At 72.1% G+C, this 14,206-nt stretch carries 13 protein-coding genes; 12 read left to right on the forward strand and 1 reads right to left on the reverse strand.

Annotated elements, in window-relative coordinates; all coding sequences use genetic code 11:
• Window positions 1–75: 75 nt before the first annotated feature.
• From pyrR to RGQ06_RS15965, 6 genes are all read left to right on the forward strand, one after another.
• Window positions 76–576, forward strand: coding sequence for a bifunctional pyr operon transcriptional regulator/uracil phosphoribosyltransferase PyrR (pyrR, locus tag RGQ06_RS15940; protein ID WP_432429484.1), 501 nt, complete (start codon window positions 76–78; stop codon window positions 574–576).
• Window positions 573–1,523, forward strand: coding sequence for an aspartate carbamoyltransferase catalytic subunit (locus RGQ06_RS15945; protein WP_432429483.1), 951 nt, complete (start codon window positions 573–575; stop codon window positions 1,521–1,523). The genes pyrR and RGQ06_RS15945 overlap by 4 nt, the downstream gene beginning before the upstream one ends.
• A complete protein-coding gene (locus RGQ06_RS15950; protein ID WP_432429482.1) occupies window positions 1,524–2,807 on the forward strand; it encodes a dihydroorotase in 1,284 nt (427 codons plus the stop codon). It abuts the gene before it with no gap.
• Window positions 2,804–3,907, forward strand: a complete 1,104-nt coding sequence (gene carA, locus RGQ06_RS15955; protein ID WP_432429481.1) for a glutamine-hydrolyzing carbamoyl-phosphate synthase small subunit — start codon at window positions 2,804–2,806, stop codon at window positions 3,905–3,907. The genes RGQ06_RS15950 and carA overlap by 4 nt, the downstream gene beginning before the upstream one ends.
• Window positions 3,907–7,212: a carbamoyl-phosphate synthase large subunit gene (gene carB / locus RGQ06_RS15960; protein ID WP_432429480.1), complete on the forward strand. Its 3,306-nt coding sequence runs from the start codon at window positions 3,907–3,909 to the stop codon at window positions 7,210–7,212. The genes carA and carB overlap by 1 nt, the downstream gene beginning before the upstream one ends.
• Window positions 7,213–7,336: 124 nt before the next feature.
• On the forward strand, window positions 7,337–8,275 hold the full coding sequence (locus tag RGQ06_RS15965) for a dihydroorotate dehydrogenase (protein WP_432429479.1): 939 nt from the start codon (window positions 7,337–7,339) through the stop codon (window positions 8,273–8,275).
• A 70-nt stretch (window positions 8,276–8,345) separates the two neighbouring features.
• Here RGQ06_RS15965 and RGQ06_RS15970 read toward each other — a convergent pair whose 3' ends face one another.
• Window positions 8,346–9,653 carry a DUF2254 domain-containing protein gene (locus RGQ06_RS15970; protein WP_432429478.1) on the reverse strand — a complete coding sequence of 436 codons (1,308 nt, stop codon included), beginning with the start codon at window positions 9,651–9,653 and terminating at the stop codon, window positions 8,346–8,348.
• Between the two features lie 70 nt (window positions 9,654–9,723).
• Here RGQ06_RS15970 and pyrF point away from each other — a divergent pair, with 70 nt between their 5' ends.
• The 6 genes from pyrF to metK all read left to right on the forward strand — a co-directional run bounded on the left by pyrF (window position 9,724) and on the right by metK (window position 14,159).
• Window positions 9,724–10,437 (forward strand): orotidine-5'-phosphate decarboxylase, encoded by a 714-nt coding sequence (gene pyrF / locus RGQ06_RS15975; RefSeq protein ID WP_432429477.1) that lies wholly within the window; start codon window positions 9,724–9,726, stop codon window positions 10,435–10,437.
• Between the two features lie 35 nt (window positions 10,438–10,472).
• The gene (mihF, locus tag RGQ06_RS15980; protein ID WP_432429476.1) at window positions 10,473–10,790 is read left to right on the forward strand and encodes an integration host factor, actinobacterial type; all 318 of its coding nucleotides are present in this window, start codon (window positions 10,473–10,475) and stop codon (window positions 10,788–10,790) included.
• Between the two features lie 8 nt (window positions 10,791–10,798).
• A complete protein-coding gene (locus RGQ06_RS15985) occupies window positions 10,799–11,323 on the forward strand; it encodes a guanylate kinase (protein WP_432429475.1) in 525 nt (174 codons plus the stop codon).
• Window positions 11,324–11,387: 64 nt separating this feature from the next.
• Window positions 11,388–11,711 carry a DNA-directed RNA polymerase subunit omega gene (gene rpoZ / locus RGQ06_RS15990; RefSeq protein ID WP_432429474.1) on the forward strand — a complete coding sequence of 108 codons (324 nt, stop codon included), beginning with the start codon at window positions 11,388–11,390 and terminating at the stop codon, window positions 11,709–11,711.
• A 22-nt stretch (window positions 11,712–11,733) separates the two neighbouring features.
• Window positions 11,734–12,963 (forward strand): bifunctional phosphopantothenoylcysteine decarboxylase/phosphopantothenate--cysteine ligase CoaBC, encoded by a 1,230-nt coding sequence (coaBC, locus tag RGQ06_RS15995; protein WP_432429473.1) that lies wholly within the window; start codon window positions 11,734–11,736, stop codon window positions 12,961–12,963.
• Window positions 12,960–14,159, forward strand: a complete 1,200-nt coding sequence (gene metK / locus RGQ06_RS16000) for a methionine adenosyltransferase (RefSeq protein ID WP_432429472.1) — start codon at window positions 12,960–12,962, stop codon at window positions 14,157–14,159. The genes coaBC and metK overlap by 4 nt, the downstream gene beginning before the upstream one ends.
• Window positions 14,160–14,206: the final 47 nt, after the last annotated feature.

Here is a 14,206-nt window from a genome sequence, read left to right on the forward strand (position 1 = left end):
GAACGCCACATGGCGGAACGCGAACGACGTCTCACACGCCCCTTCGGGGGCGTTTTCGTTGCCCGGACCCAGGTGATGGACGCGGACGACCTGCGCCGGGCCACCTGGCGCATGGCCCACGAGATCATCGAGGCCAACGGCGGCATCGACGACGTCGTGCTGATCGGGCTCCAGACCGGCGGCGTGCCGCTGGCCGAGCGCCTCCAGGAGGCGCTGCTGGAGATCGAGGGGGTCGACGTCCCCGTCGGCAAGCTCGACGTGGCCTTCCACCGCGACGACATCGGCCTGCGCCCGGTGCTGCCCGAGGCGGTCACCGACGTGCCGTTCCACCTCGACGGCGCGGTCGTCGTGCTCGTCGACGACGTGCTCTTCACCGGACGCACCATCCGGGCCGCCCTCGACGCCATCACCTCCTTCGGCCGGCCCCGCGCCATCCAGCTGGCGGTCATGGTCGACCGTGGCCACCGGGAGCTGCCGATCCGACCCGACTACGTGGGCAAGAACCTGCCCACCCGCAAGGACGAGGCGGTCGACGTCCACGACGACGGCGTCGACCTCGGCGAGGTCGTGAAATGACGGATTTGCTCAGCATCAGCGACCTCGAGCGGGGCGACATCGAGCGCCTGCTCGACCTCACCGACCACTTCGCCGAGGTCTCGGCCCGCCCCATCCCCAAGGTGCCGGCCCTGCGCGGCAAGACCGTGGTCAGCCTCTTCTACGAGGACTCGACCCGCACCCGGCTGAGCTTCGAGACCGCGGCCAAGCGCCTCTCGGCCGACACCATGAACTTCTCGGTGTCGACGTCGTCGGTGAAGAAGGGCGAGTCCCTGCGCGACACCGCCCAGACCATCGAGGCCATGGGCATCGACTGCGTCGTCGTTCGCCACAAGTCCTCCGGCGTGCCATGGCAGCTCACCCGGTGGGTCGACGCCGCCGTGGTCAACGCCGGTGACGGCTGGCACGAGCACCCGACCCAGGCCCTGCTCGACTGCTACACGATCCGCCAGCAGCGGGGCTCCCTCGACGGCATGCACATCGCCATCGTCGGCGACGTCAAGCACAGCCGCGTGGCCCGGTCCGACATCTGGGCCTTCACCAAGCTCGGCGCCACGGTCACCGTCGTCGCCCCGCCGACGCTGCTGCCGCCGGCCATCGGCACCTACCCGGTGCGGGTCAGCCACGACATCGACTCGGTGCTGCCCACCGTCGACGCCGTGTACCTGCTGCGCATGCAGCGCGAGCGGATGACCGAGGCGCTGCTGCCCTCGCTGCGCGAGTACACCGCCACCTACGGGCTGACCCGGGAGCGGGCCCGCCTGCTCCAGGACGACGCCCTCGTCATGCACCCCGGCCCCATCAACCGCGGCGTCGAGGTCGACCCCGACGTCGCCGACGAGGTCCGCTCGGTGATCATCGACCAGGTGCGCAACGGCGTGTCGGTGCGCATGGCGGTCCTGTTCCTGCTGCTCGGATCCGGATCCGAGCTCCTGCCCCCCGAAGTCGCTGTCCCGGAGGCCGTCTAGATGCCCCAGCCAACCCTCGTGATCAAGGGCGGCCGCCTCGTCGACGCCACCGGCGTCCGCTCCGGCGACGTGGTCGTCGGCGACGACGGATCGATCCTCGCCGTCGGCCCCGACCTCGACGCCCCGGAGGTGCTCGACGCCGGTGGGTGCGTGGTCAGCCCCGGCTTCGTCGACGTCCACACCCACCTCCGCGAGCCCGGCAAGGAGGAGGCCGAGACGATCGAGACCGGCGCTCGCGGCGCCGCGGCGGGCGGGTACACCTGCATCCTGGCCATGCCCAACACCACGCCGGCGATCGACTCCGCCGCCGTCGTGCGCGAGGTGCTCGAGCTCGGGCGCTCCGCCCCGTGCGACGTGCGCACCTCCGGTGCCATCACGGTCGGCCGGGCCGGCGAACAGCTGGCCCCCATCGCCGAGATGGCCAAGCTGGGCGTGCGGTTCTTCACCGACGACGGCACCGGCGTGCAGGACACCCGGCTGATGCGACGGGCCATGGAGTACGCCTCGGCGCTGGACGTGGTGCTGGCCCAGCACTGCGAGGACGACGCCATGGCCGGCGGCGGCCACATGCACGAGGGGGAGTGGTCCAGCCGACTCGGCATCGCCGGCCAGCCCGCCGAGGCCGAGGAGCTGATGGTCATGCGCGACATCGCGCTGGCCCGCCTCACCGGTGCTCGCATCCACTTCCAGCACCTCTCCACCGAGGGCTCCGTGGCGATGGTGCGGGCGGCCAAGGACGGCGGGATGGACCTGACGTGCGAGGCCACCACGCACCACTTCACCCTCACCGACGAGTGCTGCGCCACCTACGACGCCGTGTTCAAGGTGAACCCGCCGCTGCGCACCGCCGACGACGTGGCCGCGGTCCGGGCCGGTCTGGCCGACGGCACGATCGACTGCATCGCCACCGACCACGCACCCCACACGCCCGATGCCAAGGAGCAGCCCTTCGACGAGGCCCCGCCTGGCATGCTCGGCCTCGAGACGGCGCTCGGCCTGGCGCTCACCGAGCTCGACCTGGACCTCGAGGAGGTCGTGGCCCTGCTCTCGTGGCGACCGGCACAGCTGCTCGGGGTGGAGGACCGCCACGGAGGCCCCATCATCGAGGGACGCAGGGCGAACCTCTGCGTGTTCGACCCAGAAGAGGAGTGGACGGTGGACGCCGACACCATGCACAGCCGCAGCCGCAACACCCCCTACGCCGGACGTCGTCTGCGCGGGCGGGTGCGCCACACCCTGCTCGAGGGTGAACCGGTGCTCCGCAGCGGGGAGGTGACCCGATGAGCGCCGGCGCGCGGATCAGGGACGCCGCCCTGGTCCTGGCCGACGGCTCCACCTTCGAGGGCGAGTGGTTCGGTGCCGAGCCCGCCGGGGGCGTGGCCACCGGCGAGGTCGTGTTCAACACCGCCCTCACCGGCTACCAGGAGATCATCACCGACCCCTCCTACGCCGGCCAGATCGTCACCTTCACCTACCCCCACATCGGCAACTACGGCGTGGCCGCCGAGGACGACGAGAGCCGCCGGCCCTTCTGCCGGGGCGTGATCGTCCGCGACCTCGCCCGCCGACGCAGCAGCTGGCGCAGCGACGGTGACCTGCCCGCCTTCCTCGAGCGCCACGGGGTGCCCGGCATCGGCGGCATCGACACCCGCCGCCTCACCCGCATCATCCGCGACACCGGTGCCATCCCCGGCGCGTTCGGTCCCCTCGACCTGGTCGACGAGGCCACGCTGAAGGCTGCCGCCGCGGCCGAGCCCGGCACCCACGGGGTCGACCTCGTCGCCCAGGTCACCACGCCCGAGCGGTACACCTACGGCGACGGTCCGCTGCGGGTCGCCGCCTACGACTTCGGCATCAAGGTGTCGATCCTCGAGCAGCTCGGCGAGTTCGCCACCGTCGAGGTCTTCCCGGCCTCGGCCAGCGCGGATGACCTCCGGTCGGTCGATCCCGACGGCATCTTCCTCTCCAACGGCCCCGGCGACCCCGAGGTCGTCGACTACGCCGCCGCGGAGATCCGCCACCTGCTGGAGGACGACCGCCCGCTGTTCGGCATCTGCCTCGGCCACCAGGTGCTCGGCCTCGCCGCCGGTGCCCGGACCGTGAAGCTGCCCTTCGGCCACCACGGCGGCAACCACCCGGTGCGCGACGTCACGTCCGGGCGCATCGACATCACCAGCCAGAACCACAACTTCGCCGTCGACCCCGACAGCCTCGGGGGCATCGCCGAGATGACGCACGTGAACCTCAACGACGGGGTCTGCGAGGGCATGCGCCTGCTCGACGCCAACGCCTGGTCCGTCCAGCACCACCCGGAGGCCGGCCCCGGCCCCCACGACGCCCGCCACCTCTTCGAGGACTTCAAGCACAAGATGGAGCAGCAGTAGTGCCCAAGCGCACCGACATCGAGTCGATCATGCTGATCGGCTCCGGCCCGATCGTCATCGGCCAGGCCTGCGAGTTCGACTACTCCGGCACCCAGGCCTGCAAGGTCCTCCGCGAGGAGGGCTACCGGGTGATCCTGCAGAACTCGAACCCGGCCACGATCATGACGGACCCGGACTTCGCGGACGCCACCTACGTGGAGCCCCTCGACCTCGAGCACGCCAGGCGCATCATCGAGCAGGAGAAGCCCGACGCGGTCCTGCCGACCCTCGGCGGCCAGACCGGCCTCAACCTGGCCATGGAGCTGTTCGAGGCCGGCATCATCGGGGTGCCCGGCACGCCCGAGATGATCGGGGCCAACGCCGAGGCCATCGCAACCGCCGAGGACCGCGAGAAGTTCAAGCAGGCCATGGCCGGCATCGGCCTCGGCGCACCCGAGTCGGCGACCGCCCACACCCTCGAGGAGGCGGAGGCCGTGGTGCAGTCCATCGGCCTGCCCGTGGTGATCCGGCCCGCCTACATCCTCGGCGGCAAGGGCACCGGCATCGCGTCCACGCCCGAGGAGTTCCGGCGGATGGCCAAGTTCGGCCTCGACTCGAGCCCGATCAGCGAGATCCTGATCGAGACCTCCATCAAGGGGTGGAAGGAGTACGAGCTCGAGGTCATGCGCGACCGCGCGGACAACTGCGTGATCATCTGCTCGATCGAGAACCTCGACCCCATGGGTGTCCACACCGGCGACTCGATCACGGTGGCGCCGGCCCAGACGCTCTCGGACATCGAGTACCAGCTGATGCGCGACGCCGCCTTCGCCTGCATCCGCCGGGTCGGCGTCGAGACCGGCGGCTCGAACGTCCAGTTCGCCATCAACCCCGAGGACGGGGAGATGGTGATCATCGAGATGAACCCTCGCGTGTCCCGCTCGAGCGCGCTGGCGTCGAAGGCCACCGGGTTCCCGATCGCCAAGATGGCAGCCAAGCTCGCGGTCGGCTACACGCTCGACGAGATCCCCAACGACATCACCAAGGCCACGCCGGCCAGCTTCGAGCCGGTCATCGACTACGTGGTGACCAAGGTGCCCCGCTGGGCGTTCGAGAAGTTCCCCGGCCAGGGCGACGCGCTCGGCACGTCGATGCAGTCGGTGGGCGAGGCCATGGCCATCGGGCGGACCTTCCCCGAGTCGATGCAGAAGGCCATGCGCTCGCTGGAGCAGGGCCGCATGGGCCTGAACTGCGACCCGGGCGAGACCCAGATGGACGACCTCTCCGACGCCGAGCTGCTGGCCCAGGCCTGCATCGGCACCCCGGATCGGCCCTACCAGCTCGAGGCGTGCCTGCGCCGGGGGATGAGCGTCGAGGAGGTCGCCGACGCGACCAAGGTCGACCCGTGGTTCCTCGACCAGATCTCCCGCATCGTGGAGGAGCGCGCCCACCTGGCCGAGGTCGGGTTCACCGACATCACCACGCGGGAGCTGCGCCGGGCCAAGCGCCTCGGCTTCGGCGACGCCCAGCTCGCCTACCTCTGGGGCGTGGACGAGGCCGAGGTCCGGGCCCGCCGGATCGCCGACGGCCTGGTGCCCACCTACAAGACCGTCGACACGTGCGCAGCCGAGTTCGAGGCGGCGACGCCGTACCACTACTCGACCTGGGAGGACACCGACGAGGTCGTCGACACCGGCAAGCCCCGGGTCATCATCCTCGGCTCCGGGCCCAACCGCATCGGCCAGGGCATCGAGTTCGACTACTGCTGCGTGCACGCCAGCTTCGCCCTGCGCGACGCCGGCTACGACACCGTGATGGTCAACTGCAACCCCGAGACGGTGTCCACCGACTACGACACCTCCACCCGGCTCTACTTCGAGCCGCTCACCACCGAGGACGCCCTGAACGTGGTCGAGGCCGAGATGGCCTCCGGCAACCTGGTCGGGGTCATCGTCGGCCTCGGCGGCCAGACCCCGCTCAAGCTCGCGGGGGTCCTGCCCGAGGGCACCGTGCTCGGCACGAGCCCGGCCTCGATCGATCTGGCCGAGGACCGCGACCTCTGGAACCAGCTCTGCGACCGGCTCGACATCCCCCAGCCCGCCGGCGGCACCGCCACCGACCTCGACGGCGCCCGGGCCATCGTCGAGCGCATCGGCTACCCGGCCCTGCTCCGCCCCAGCTACGTGCTGGGCGGTCGGGCCATGGAGATCGTCTACGACGACGAGGGCCTCGTGCGAGCCATGGCCGAGCTGGCCGGGTTCGGCTCCCTCGGCAAGGAGGGAGGCCTGTCCGCCGAGCGTCCCGTCCTCGTCGACCGCTTCCTCGAGGAGGCCACCGAGGTCGACGTCGACGCCATCCGTGACCGCACCGGAGAGGTCGTCATCGGTGGCGTCATGGAGCACGTCGAGGAGGCCGGGGTGCACTCAGGTGACTCGGCCTGCTCGATCCCGCCGCACTCGCTGGCCGACGAGACCGTCGAGGTGATCGAGGACTACACCCGCCGCCTCGCCGAGGCCCTCGACGTGGTCGGCCTGCTCAATGTGCAGTTCGCCGTGCGCCAGGGCCAGGTCTTCGTGATCGAGGCCAACCCCCGGGCCAGCCGCACCGTGCCCTTCGTGGCCAAGGCCACCGGCGTGCCGCTGGTGAAGTGCGCCGCCCGCGTCATGGTCGGCGCCACGCTCGCCGAGCTGCGCGACGAGGGCATGCTCACCACCCCCGTCATCCCGAACCGTCGGGGCCAGGGCCGCCACGTGGCGGTGAAGGAAGCCGTGCTGCCCTTCAACCGCTTCCCCGACGCCGACCAGGTGCTCGGCCCCGAGATGCGCTCCACGGGCGAGGTCATGGGCATCGACCGCACCTTCGGCCTGGCCTTCGCCAAGTCGCAGGTCGCCGCGGGGGAGCGGTTGCCCGAGACCGGGGCCGTGTTCTTCTCCCTGGCCGACCGCGACAAGCCCCAGGGGGCAGTCGCGGCCAAGGGCTTCATCGAGATGGGCTTCGAGATCGTGGCCACCGACGGCACCGCCGACCACTTCGAGGCCACCGGCATCCCCGTGGCCACCCGGGTGGCCAAGCTCGGCCAGCACGCCGAGGGCGCCGGACCGACCGCGGTCGACCTGCTCGAGGCCGGCAAGATCGACCTCGTCGTGAACTGCCCCCGGGGCCGGGGACCGCGCGCGGACGGCGACTACATCCGCTCGGCCGCCGCCACCCACCGGGTGCCGCTGCTCACGACCGCCGCCGGCGCCGTCGCCGCGGCCGAGGGCATCCGCGACCGGGCCGCCCACGCCGGCCGGGTCATGTCCCTGCAGGAGTACCACTCGTCTTGAGCCGTGTTCGTCGCTGCGCTCCTCCACGGCTCCCGTTGCACGGAGCCGCCCGCACCGGTGGGGCGTGCTCCGGGCTGGCGCCCTGCGCACGGTCGCAGCTCGGGACACGCGTGAGGATCCGCGCATGAGCGGCATAGACCTCACCACGACCATCGGGTCGGTGACCCTGCCGAACCCGGTGATGACCGCGTCCGGCACCGCCGGCCACGGCACCGAGCTCGGCGCCTACGTCGACCTGTCCTCGCTCGGCGCGGTCGTGGTGAAGTCGCTGGCCGCGTACCCGTGGGACGGCAACCCGGCGCTTCGCACGCACGGCACCCATGGCGGGATGATCAACTCCGTCGGTCTGCAGGGGCCCGGCGTCGAGGCGTGGCGGCGCGAGCAGCTGCCGCGGCTGGTCGATGCCGGCGCCCGGGTGGTCGCCTCCATCTGGGGACGTTCGATCGACGACTACCGCCGTGCCGCCGAGCAGCTCGCCGGCTGCCCCAGCGAGGTCGTCGCCGTCGAGATCAACCTGTCGTGCCCGAACACCGAGGCCGGGGGCGAGCTCCTCGCCCACGACCCCGAGGCGAGCGCGGCCACCGTCGAGGCCGTGGCCGCAGCCGGGCTGCCCCGGTGGGCCAAGCTCAGCCCCAACACCAGCCGGGTGGCCGAGGTCGCCGCCGCCGTGCACGCCGCCGGCGCCGAGGCCGTCACCCTCGTGAACACGCTGCTCGGCATGGCCATCGACCCGGTCAGCGGCGCCTACCGGCTGGGGTCGGGGGAGCGGGGCGGCGGCGTGTCCGGCCCGTCCATCCACCCGGTCGCGGTGCGAATCGTCCACGACGTGCACCGGGCCCTGCCGGAGCTGCCCGTCATCGGGGTCGGCGGCATCGCCACGGGCGAGGACGCGGTCGAGATGCTCCGGGCCGGCGCCACCGCCGTGCAGGTCGGCACCGCCACCTTCGCCGACCCGCGGACCGTCGCGAAGGTCCTCGCCGAGCTCACCGCCCTCGCCGGACGCATCGGCGTCGCACGGGTCGCCGACCTCACCGGCGCGGTCCGCCCGCCCACCCCCCGCTGACGCACCCCATCCCGTTCTGGGGTACGTCGCTGCACCGCTGGTGGTCGTCCAGGTGCTCCAGAACGTGGGGTCAGACCTGCGGGCCGAACCGGCGGTCGTGGGCGTCGCGGATGCGTTCGGTGTCGTGGCTCCCCAGGTCGGCGCGGTCGACCCCGGCCCGGATGAGGGCGGCTTGGCGACGGAGCGCGTCCCGCACCGGTTCGTCGCCGTCGACGGCCTGGTCGAGCAGGTGCAGCATCTCCAGCAGGTAGATGCAGACCGTCGGCATCCCGACGGCGGCCAGGCGCACCTCGTCGAAGGCGACGTCGATGAGGTCCCGGTGCCCGAGCCGCTCGGGGCGCAGTAGGAGGCGGTCCTCCTCCGTCGGGGTGGCGAGCCGGGGCGGGTGCAGTGCCAGCAGCTCGCGCAGGACGCTGCCGAGGTGGAAGATGGCGTCCTGGGCGGTGGTGGGGTCGTTGATCCCGGGTGACAGCGCCCGCAGCGCCACGTCGGCCAGCTGGCGGATGGCGTAGCCGACGTCCTGCTCGACGGTGCGGCTGTCGCCGGTGATGACGGCCCGGCGGGCCCGCCAGCACGACTCGTCCTCGTCGTCGGGACGCGGCCAGATGCGGCAGAGGGGCGTGCCGGCGACGGCGTAGCGCCCGACCTCGATCTCGGCGCGCACGGTGCCCCCCGGCGGCCCGCTGGCGGCGAGGCCGCGGTAGTCGATGTCGCGCACCCAGCCATCGCTGACGTGGGTGACGAGGAGGTGGTCGTCGGGGGCCTCGGGTACCTGCTCGGGGTCGCTGCCGGTCTGCGGCTCGTCGTCCCACAGGTCCTTGGCTGCAGCGATGCCGTCCGACGTCGCCCGGGCGAGGATCCGGGACACGTCCATGGAGTGGGCGCTGTGGTTGATGAAGGCGACGATGGCCAGGATCGAGATCACGCCGAAGAGCAGCGCGAACCCCACCGAGATGCTCGGGATGACCGGGGTCCCGTCGTCCTCGAGGGGACCCCGGACGGCCCGCAGCACGACCAGGCAGTAGGTGAACGTGCCGATGACGACGCCCATGACCTGCTTGGTGAAGGGGTCGCGCAGCAGGCCGTGCACGACCCGAGGCGAGTACTGGCTCGACGCCAGCTGGATCACGAGCAGGGAGATGGAGAAGGCGATGCCGGCGAAGGTGATGGTCGCCGACGCGACCGTGCCGAGGATGGCGCGGGCGCTGTCGACCGTGGACGACAGGCCGAAGGGGAGCTCGGCCGTGCCCTCGACCAGCCGCTGGTCGAGCTCGACGGCGGCCACGCCGAGCAGCACCGCGAGGACCACCCAGGCCATCGGGATGAAGAACAGGCTGTTGCGGAGCCGCTCCGACAGCGATGCGAGCCGAACGTCCATGTCCCATCGTTGCACCGTGGCCGCAGCCGATCCGGGAGGGATGGCAGGCTGGGCGCCGGACGAGGGAGGCGTGGCGTTGACACAGATCCAGATCGAGGCACCCGAGGAGGTGCGGGCCCGGCTGTGCCTGGCGCTCGACACCGACGACCTGGTGGAGGCCGGTCGGCGAGCCCGGGAGCTCGGACCGTGGTTCGGCACCCTCAAGGTCGGCCTCGAGCTGTTCTCCAGCGCCGGGCCCGCCGCCGTCAGCACCCTCCAGGGCCTCGGCCTCGACGTGTTCGTCGACCTCAAGCTCCACGACATCCCGACCACGGTGCGCAAGGCGGCGCGGGTGCTGGGCTCCCTCGGCGTCGCCCACGTGACGTTCCACGCCCACGGCGGCGTCGACATGCTCCGCGCCGGTGTCGAGGGCCTGCGCGAGGGCGCCGAGTCCGCCGGCGTCGCCGTTCCCCGCGCCCTGGCCGTGACGGTGCTGACCTCCGACGACACCGCCCCGCCCCACATCCTTCCCAAGCGGGTGGAGGCAGCGGCGGAGGCCGGGTGCGACGGGCTCGTCTGCGCGGTCGCCGACGTGGGCGAGGTGCGGGCGATCGTGCCCGACATCTTCGTGGTCACCACGGGCATCCGCACCACCGGCGACGATCCCCACGACCAACGGCGGACCGCGACCCCGGGCGAGGCCCTGGCCGCGGGCGTGGATCTGCTGGTCCTCGGGCGCACGATCACCCACGCCGAGGACCCGGCCTGCGCCGCCGCAGCGGTGGTCGACGACGCCCTGTCGTGAGCGGTGCAGCGGGGGGTGTCGTCTAGGGTCGCGCCATGCCCCAGCCCCCCTCTCTCACCCCGGAGCAGCGTCAGGCGGCGCTGGCCAAGGCCGCCGAGGCCCGCCGGGCCCGAGCCGAGCTGAAGGAACGCCTGAAGATGGGCTCGCTCCTGCTGTCCGAGCTGCTCGAGCAGGCCCCGGGCAACGAGACCATCGGCAAGATGAAGGTCCTCGCCGTGCTCGAGTCGCTCCCCGGCGTGGGCAAGGTGAAGGCCCGCCGCACCATGGAGGCCTTCGAGATCTCCGAGACCCGTCGCGTGCGGGGCCTGGGCGAGCAGCAGAAGCGCAAGCTGCTCGAGGAGTTCGGGTCCTGAACATCGTCGTGTCCGGCCCGGGTGGGGTCGGCAAGGGCACCATCGTGGACCAGCTCCTGACCCGGCGCCCCGAGATCTGGCTGAGCCGGTCCTGGACCACCCGCGAGCGCCGGGCGGGCGAGGCCGAGGACGCCTACGTCTTCACCGACCGCGAGACCTTCGACGCCCACATCGAGGCCGGCGGGTTCCTGGAGTGGGTCGACTTCCTCGACTACCGCCAGGGCACCCCCGTCCCGGACCCGCCGCCGGGCACCGACGTGCTCCTCGAGATCGACGTCGCCGGCGCCGAGGCCATCCGAGCCGTGGATCCCGATGCCCTGCTCGTCTTCGTCGACACCCCCGATCGGGAGGCCCAGCGCCAGCGCCTCACCGGTCGCGGCGACAGCCCCGACCGCATCGAGGCCCGGATGCGCAAGGGCGACGAGGAGCGGGTGGCGGCCCGTCGCCTGGGGATGCACCACATCGTCAACGACGTGCTCCACGACGCCGTCGCCGAGCTCGAGGCCCTCATCGACGCCCACCGCGAGGGCTGAGGGTTTCCTGCGCCGGCGCAGCCCGCTGCTAGCGTGGCTCGTTCGGCAACCCCTCGGAGGCAACATGTCCGGTCGTCACGACACGATGATGAACCCGCGGATCGAGGACCTCCTCGATCGCACGGATTCCAAGTTCCGTCTCGTCACGCTGGGCTCGACGCGGGCTCGCCAGATCAACGCGTACTTCAACGCCGTGGGCAGCGGCGGCCTGGGCTCCCAGGTCCCCCCGCAGGTCCCCTCCGTGGTGCGCAAGCCGCTCTCGATCGCCTTCGAGGAGATCGCCGCCGACAAGATCCTGCCGGTCTACGGCGAGGAGCTCGCCGCCAAGCGCGAGGCCGAGGCCGCCGAGGCCGCCGCCCGCATCGCTGCGGCCCAGGAACAGGACTAGTCGCTCCGCGCGCGGCCCGCCCATGCTCGCCGGGAAGCGCATCGTCCTCGGGGTGACCGGCGGGATCGCGGCCTACAAGGCCGTCGAGGTCTGCCGTCGCCTGGTCGACGCCGGTGCGCACGTCACACCGATCATGACCGACGGCGCCCGACACTTCGTCGGGGAGACCACGCTGTCCACGCTCGCATCCGAGGCGGTCCGCACGTCGCTGTGGGAGATCGACCACGGCGCGGACGGCAGCCCGATCACCCACACCCGCCTCGGCCAGACCGCCGACCTGGTCATCGTCGCCCCGGCCACCGCCCGGGTGATCTCGGACCTGCGCACCGGCCGGTCGGCCGACCTGCTGAGCGCCACCCTCATCGCCACCACCGCGCCGGTGCTGCTGGCCCCGGCCATGCACACCGAGATGTGGGAGCACCCGGCCGTGCGGGAGAACCTCGAGGTGCTCGCCACCCGGGGCGTGCACGTCGTGCCGCCTGAGGAGGGTCGCCTGGCCGGTGGCGACTCCGGCGCCGGCCGGCTCGCCGACCCGGCCACCATCGTCGAAGCCGCCGAGAAGGTGCTGGCCGGCACCAGCGCCGCCGCCGACCTGGCCGGCCTCGCCGTGCTCGTCACCGCCGGCGGCACCCGCGAGCCCATCGACCCGGTCCGCTTCATCGGCAACCGCTCGTCGGGCAAGCAGGGCTACGCCGTCGCCGCGGAGGCCGCCTCCCGCGGCGCCCGGGTCACCCTCGTCACCACCGTCGACCGCCCGCCGGCCGCCGGGGTCGAGGTCGTGCGGGTGGACACGGCCGACGAGATGCACGCCGCCGTCGCCGAGCGGTCCCCGACGTGCGACGTCGTCGTGATGGCCGCCGCCGTCGCCGACTTCAAGCCGGTCGACCCCGCCGACCGCAAGATCAAGAAGGCCGGCGGCGTCCCCGAGGTCGTCCTCGAGCCCACCGTCGACATCCTCGCCGCGCTCGGCGCCGCCAAGCCCGCCGGCCAGACGCTGGTCGGCTTCGCCGCCGAGACCGACGACCTGCGCGCCAACGCCGAGGCCAAGCTGTCGGCCAAGGGCGCCGACCTCATCGTCGCCAACGACGTGTCCGCCCCCGGCGCCGGCTTCGAGCACGACACCAACGAGGTCGTGCTGCTGTCCGCCACCGGCGCCACCGAGGTGGCCCGGGCCGACAAGCGCCGGATCGCCAAGGCGGTGCTCGACGCCGTCACCACCCTCCGCACCCCGAATCCAGGGAGCCAGTCATGAAGAACGACTTCACCTTCACCTCCGAGTCCGTCTCGGAGGGCCATCCCGACAAGATGGCCGACCAGATCTCCGACGCCATCCTCGACGCGATCCTCGCCGAGGACCCCATGGCCCGCGTCGCGTGCGAGACCATGGTCACCACGGGCATGGCCATCGTGTCGGGTGAGATCACCACGACGGCCTACGTCGAGATCCCCGACATCGTCCGCAAGACGATCAACGGCATCGGCTACGACCGCGAGTCGATGGGCTTCGACGGCAACACGTGCGGCGTGATGACCACCATCGACCCGCAGAGCCCCGACATCGCCCAGGGCGTGGACAAGGCGTTCGAGACCCGCTCCGGCGAGCGCGACGACGAGCTCGACGACCAGGGTGCCGGCGACCAGGGGATGATGTTCGGCTACGCGTGCGACGAGAACGACGCGATGATGCCGACGCCGATCCACCTGGCCCACCGCCTCGCCGAGCGCCTGGCCGAGGTCCGCAAGGCCGGGATCCTCCCGTACCTGCGACCCGACTCCAAGACCCAGGTCACCATCGACTACCGCGACGGGCGCCCGGCGGCCCTCGACACGGTGCTCATCTCGACCCAGCACGCACCCGGCCACGACGCCGAGACGCTCATCAAGCCCGACCTGATCGAGCACGTCATCCGCCCGACGCTGCCCGAGGCCTTCGCCGGCGACGACTTCCGGGTGCTGGTCAACCCCACCGGCAAGTTCGAGCTCGGCGGCCCCCACGCCGACTGCGGCCTCACCGGCCGCAAGATCATCGTGGACACCTACGGGGGCTGGGCCCGCCACGGCGGCGGCGCATTCTCCGGCAAGGACCCGTCCAAGGTCGACCGCTCCGCGGCCTACGCCACCCGTTGGGTCGCCAAGAACCTGGTGGCCGCCGGCGCCGCCTCCCGCTGCGAGGTCCAGGTCGCCTACGCCATCGGCGTGGCCCACCCGATGTCGATCATGGTGGAGACCTTCGGCACCGAGAACGTCGACCCGGCCGCCATCGAGCAGGCCGTGCGCGACGTGTTCGACCTGCGCCCCGGCGCGATCCTGCGGGACCTCGACCTGCGCCGGCCGATCTACCGCAAGACCGCCGCCTACGGGCACTTCGGCCGCACCGGCGCCGAGGGCGAGTTCCCGTGGGAGAACACCGACCGCGTCGACGACGTGAAGTCGGCGCTCGGTCTCTAGACCGGCGCCGCACCACCGCTGAGCACCGACGAACCCACCCTCTTCGG

It is taken from the genome of Salinilacustrithrix flava (assembly GCF_041228405.1).
Taxonomy (GTDB): domain Bacteria; phylum Actinomycetota; class Acidimicrobiia; order Acidimicrobiales; family Salinilacustritrichaceae; genus Salinilacustrithrix; species Salinilacustrithrix flava.

Excerpts from the sequence above, each read along its gene's own strand:
- pyrR (WP_432429484.1), top strand. The coding sequence starts at position 76 with ATGGACGCGGACGACCTGCGCCGGGCCACCTGGCGCATGGCCCACGAG.
- RGQ06_RS15945 (WP_432429483.1), top strand. The coding sequence starts at position 573 with ATGACGGATTTGCTCAGCATCAGCGACCTCGAGCGGGGCGACATCGAG.
- RGQ06_RS15950 (WP_432429482.1), top strand. The coding sequence starts at position 1,524 with ATGCCCCAGCCAACCCTCGTGATCAAGGGCGGCCGCCTCGTCGACGCC.
- carA (WP_432429481.1), top strand. The coding sequence starts at position 2,804 with ATGAGCGCCGGCGCGCGGATCAGGGACGCCGCCCTGGTCCTGGCCGAC.
- RGQ06_RS15965 (WP_432429479.1), top strand. The coding sequence starts at position 7,337 with ATGAGCGGCATAGACCTCACCACGACCATCGGGTCGGTGACCCTGCCG.
- RGQ06_RS15970 (WP_432429478.1), bottom strand. The coding sequence starts at position 9,653 with ATGGACGTTCGGCTCGCATCGCTGTCGGAGCGGCTCCGCAACAGCCTG.
- mihF (WP_432429476.1), top strand. The coding sequence starts at position 10,473 with ATGCCCCAGCCCCCCTCTCTCACCCCGGAGCAGCGTCAGGCGGCGCTG.
- rpoZ (WP_432429474.1), top strand. The coding sequence starts at position 11,388 with ATGTCCGGTCGTCACGACACGATGATGAACCCGCGGATCGAGGACCTC.
- coaBC (WP_432429473.1), top strand. The coding sequence starts at position 11,734 with ATGCTCGCCGGGAAGCGCATCGTCCTCGGGGTGACCGGCGGGATCGCG.
- metK (WP_432429472.1), top strand. The coding sequence starts at position 12,960 with ATGAAGAACGACTTCACCTTCACCTCCGAGTCCGTCTCGGAGGGCCAT.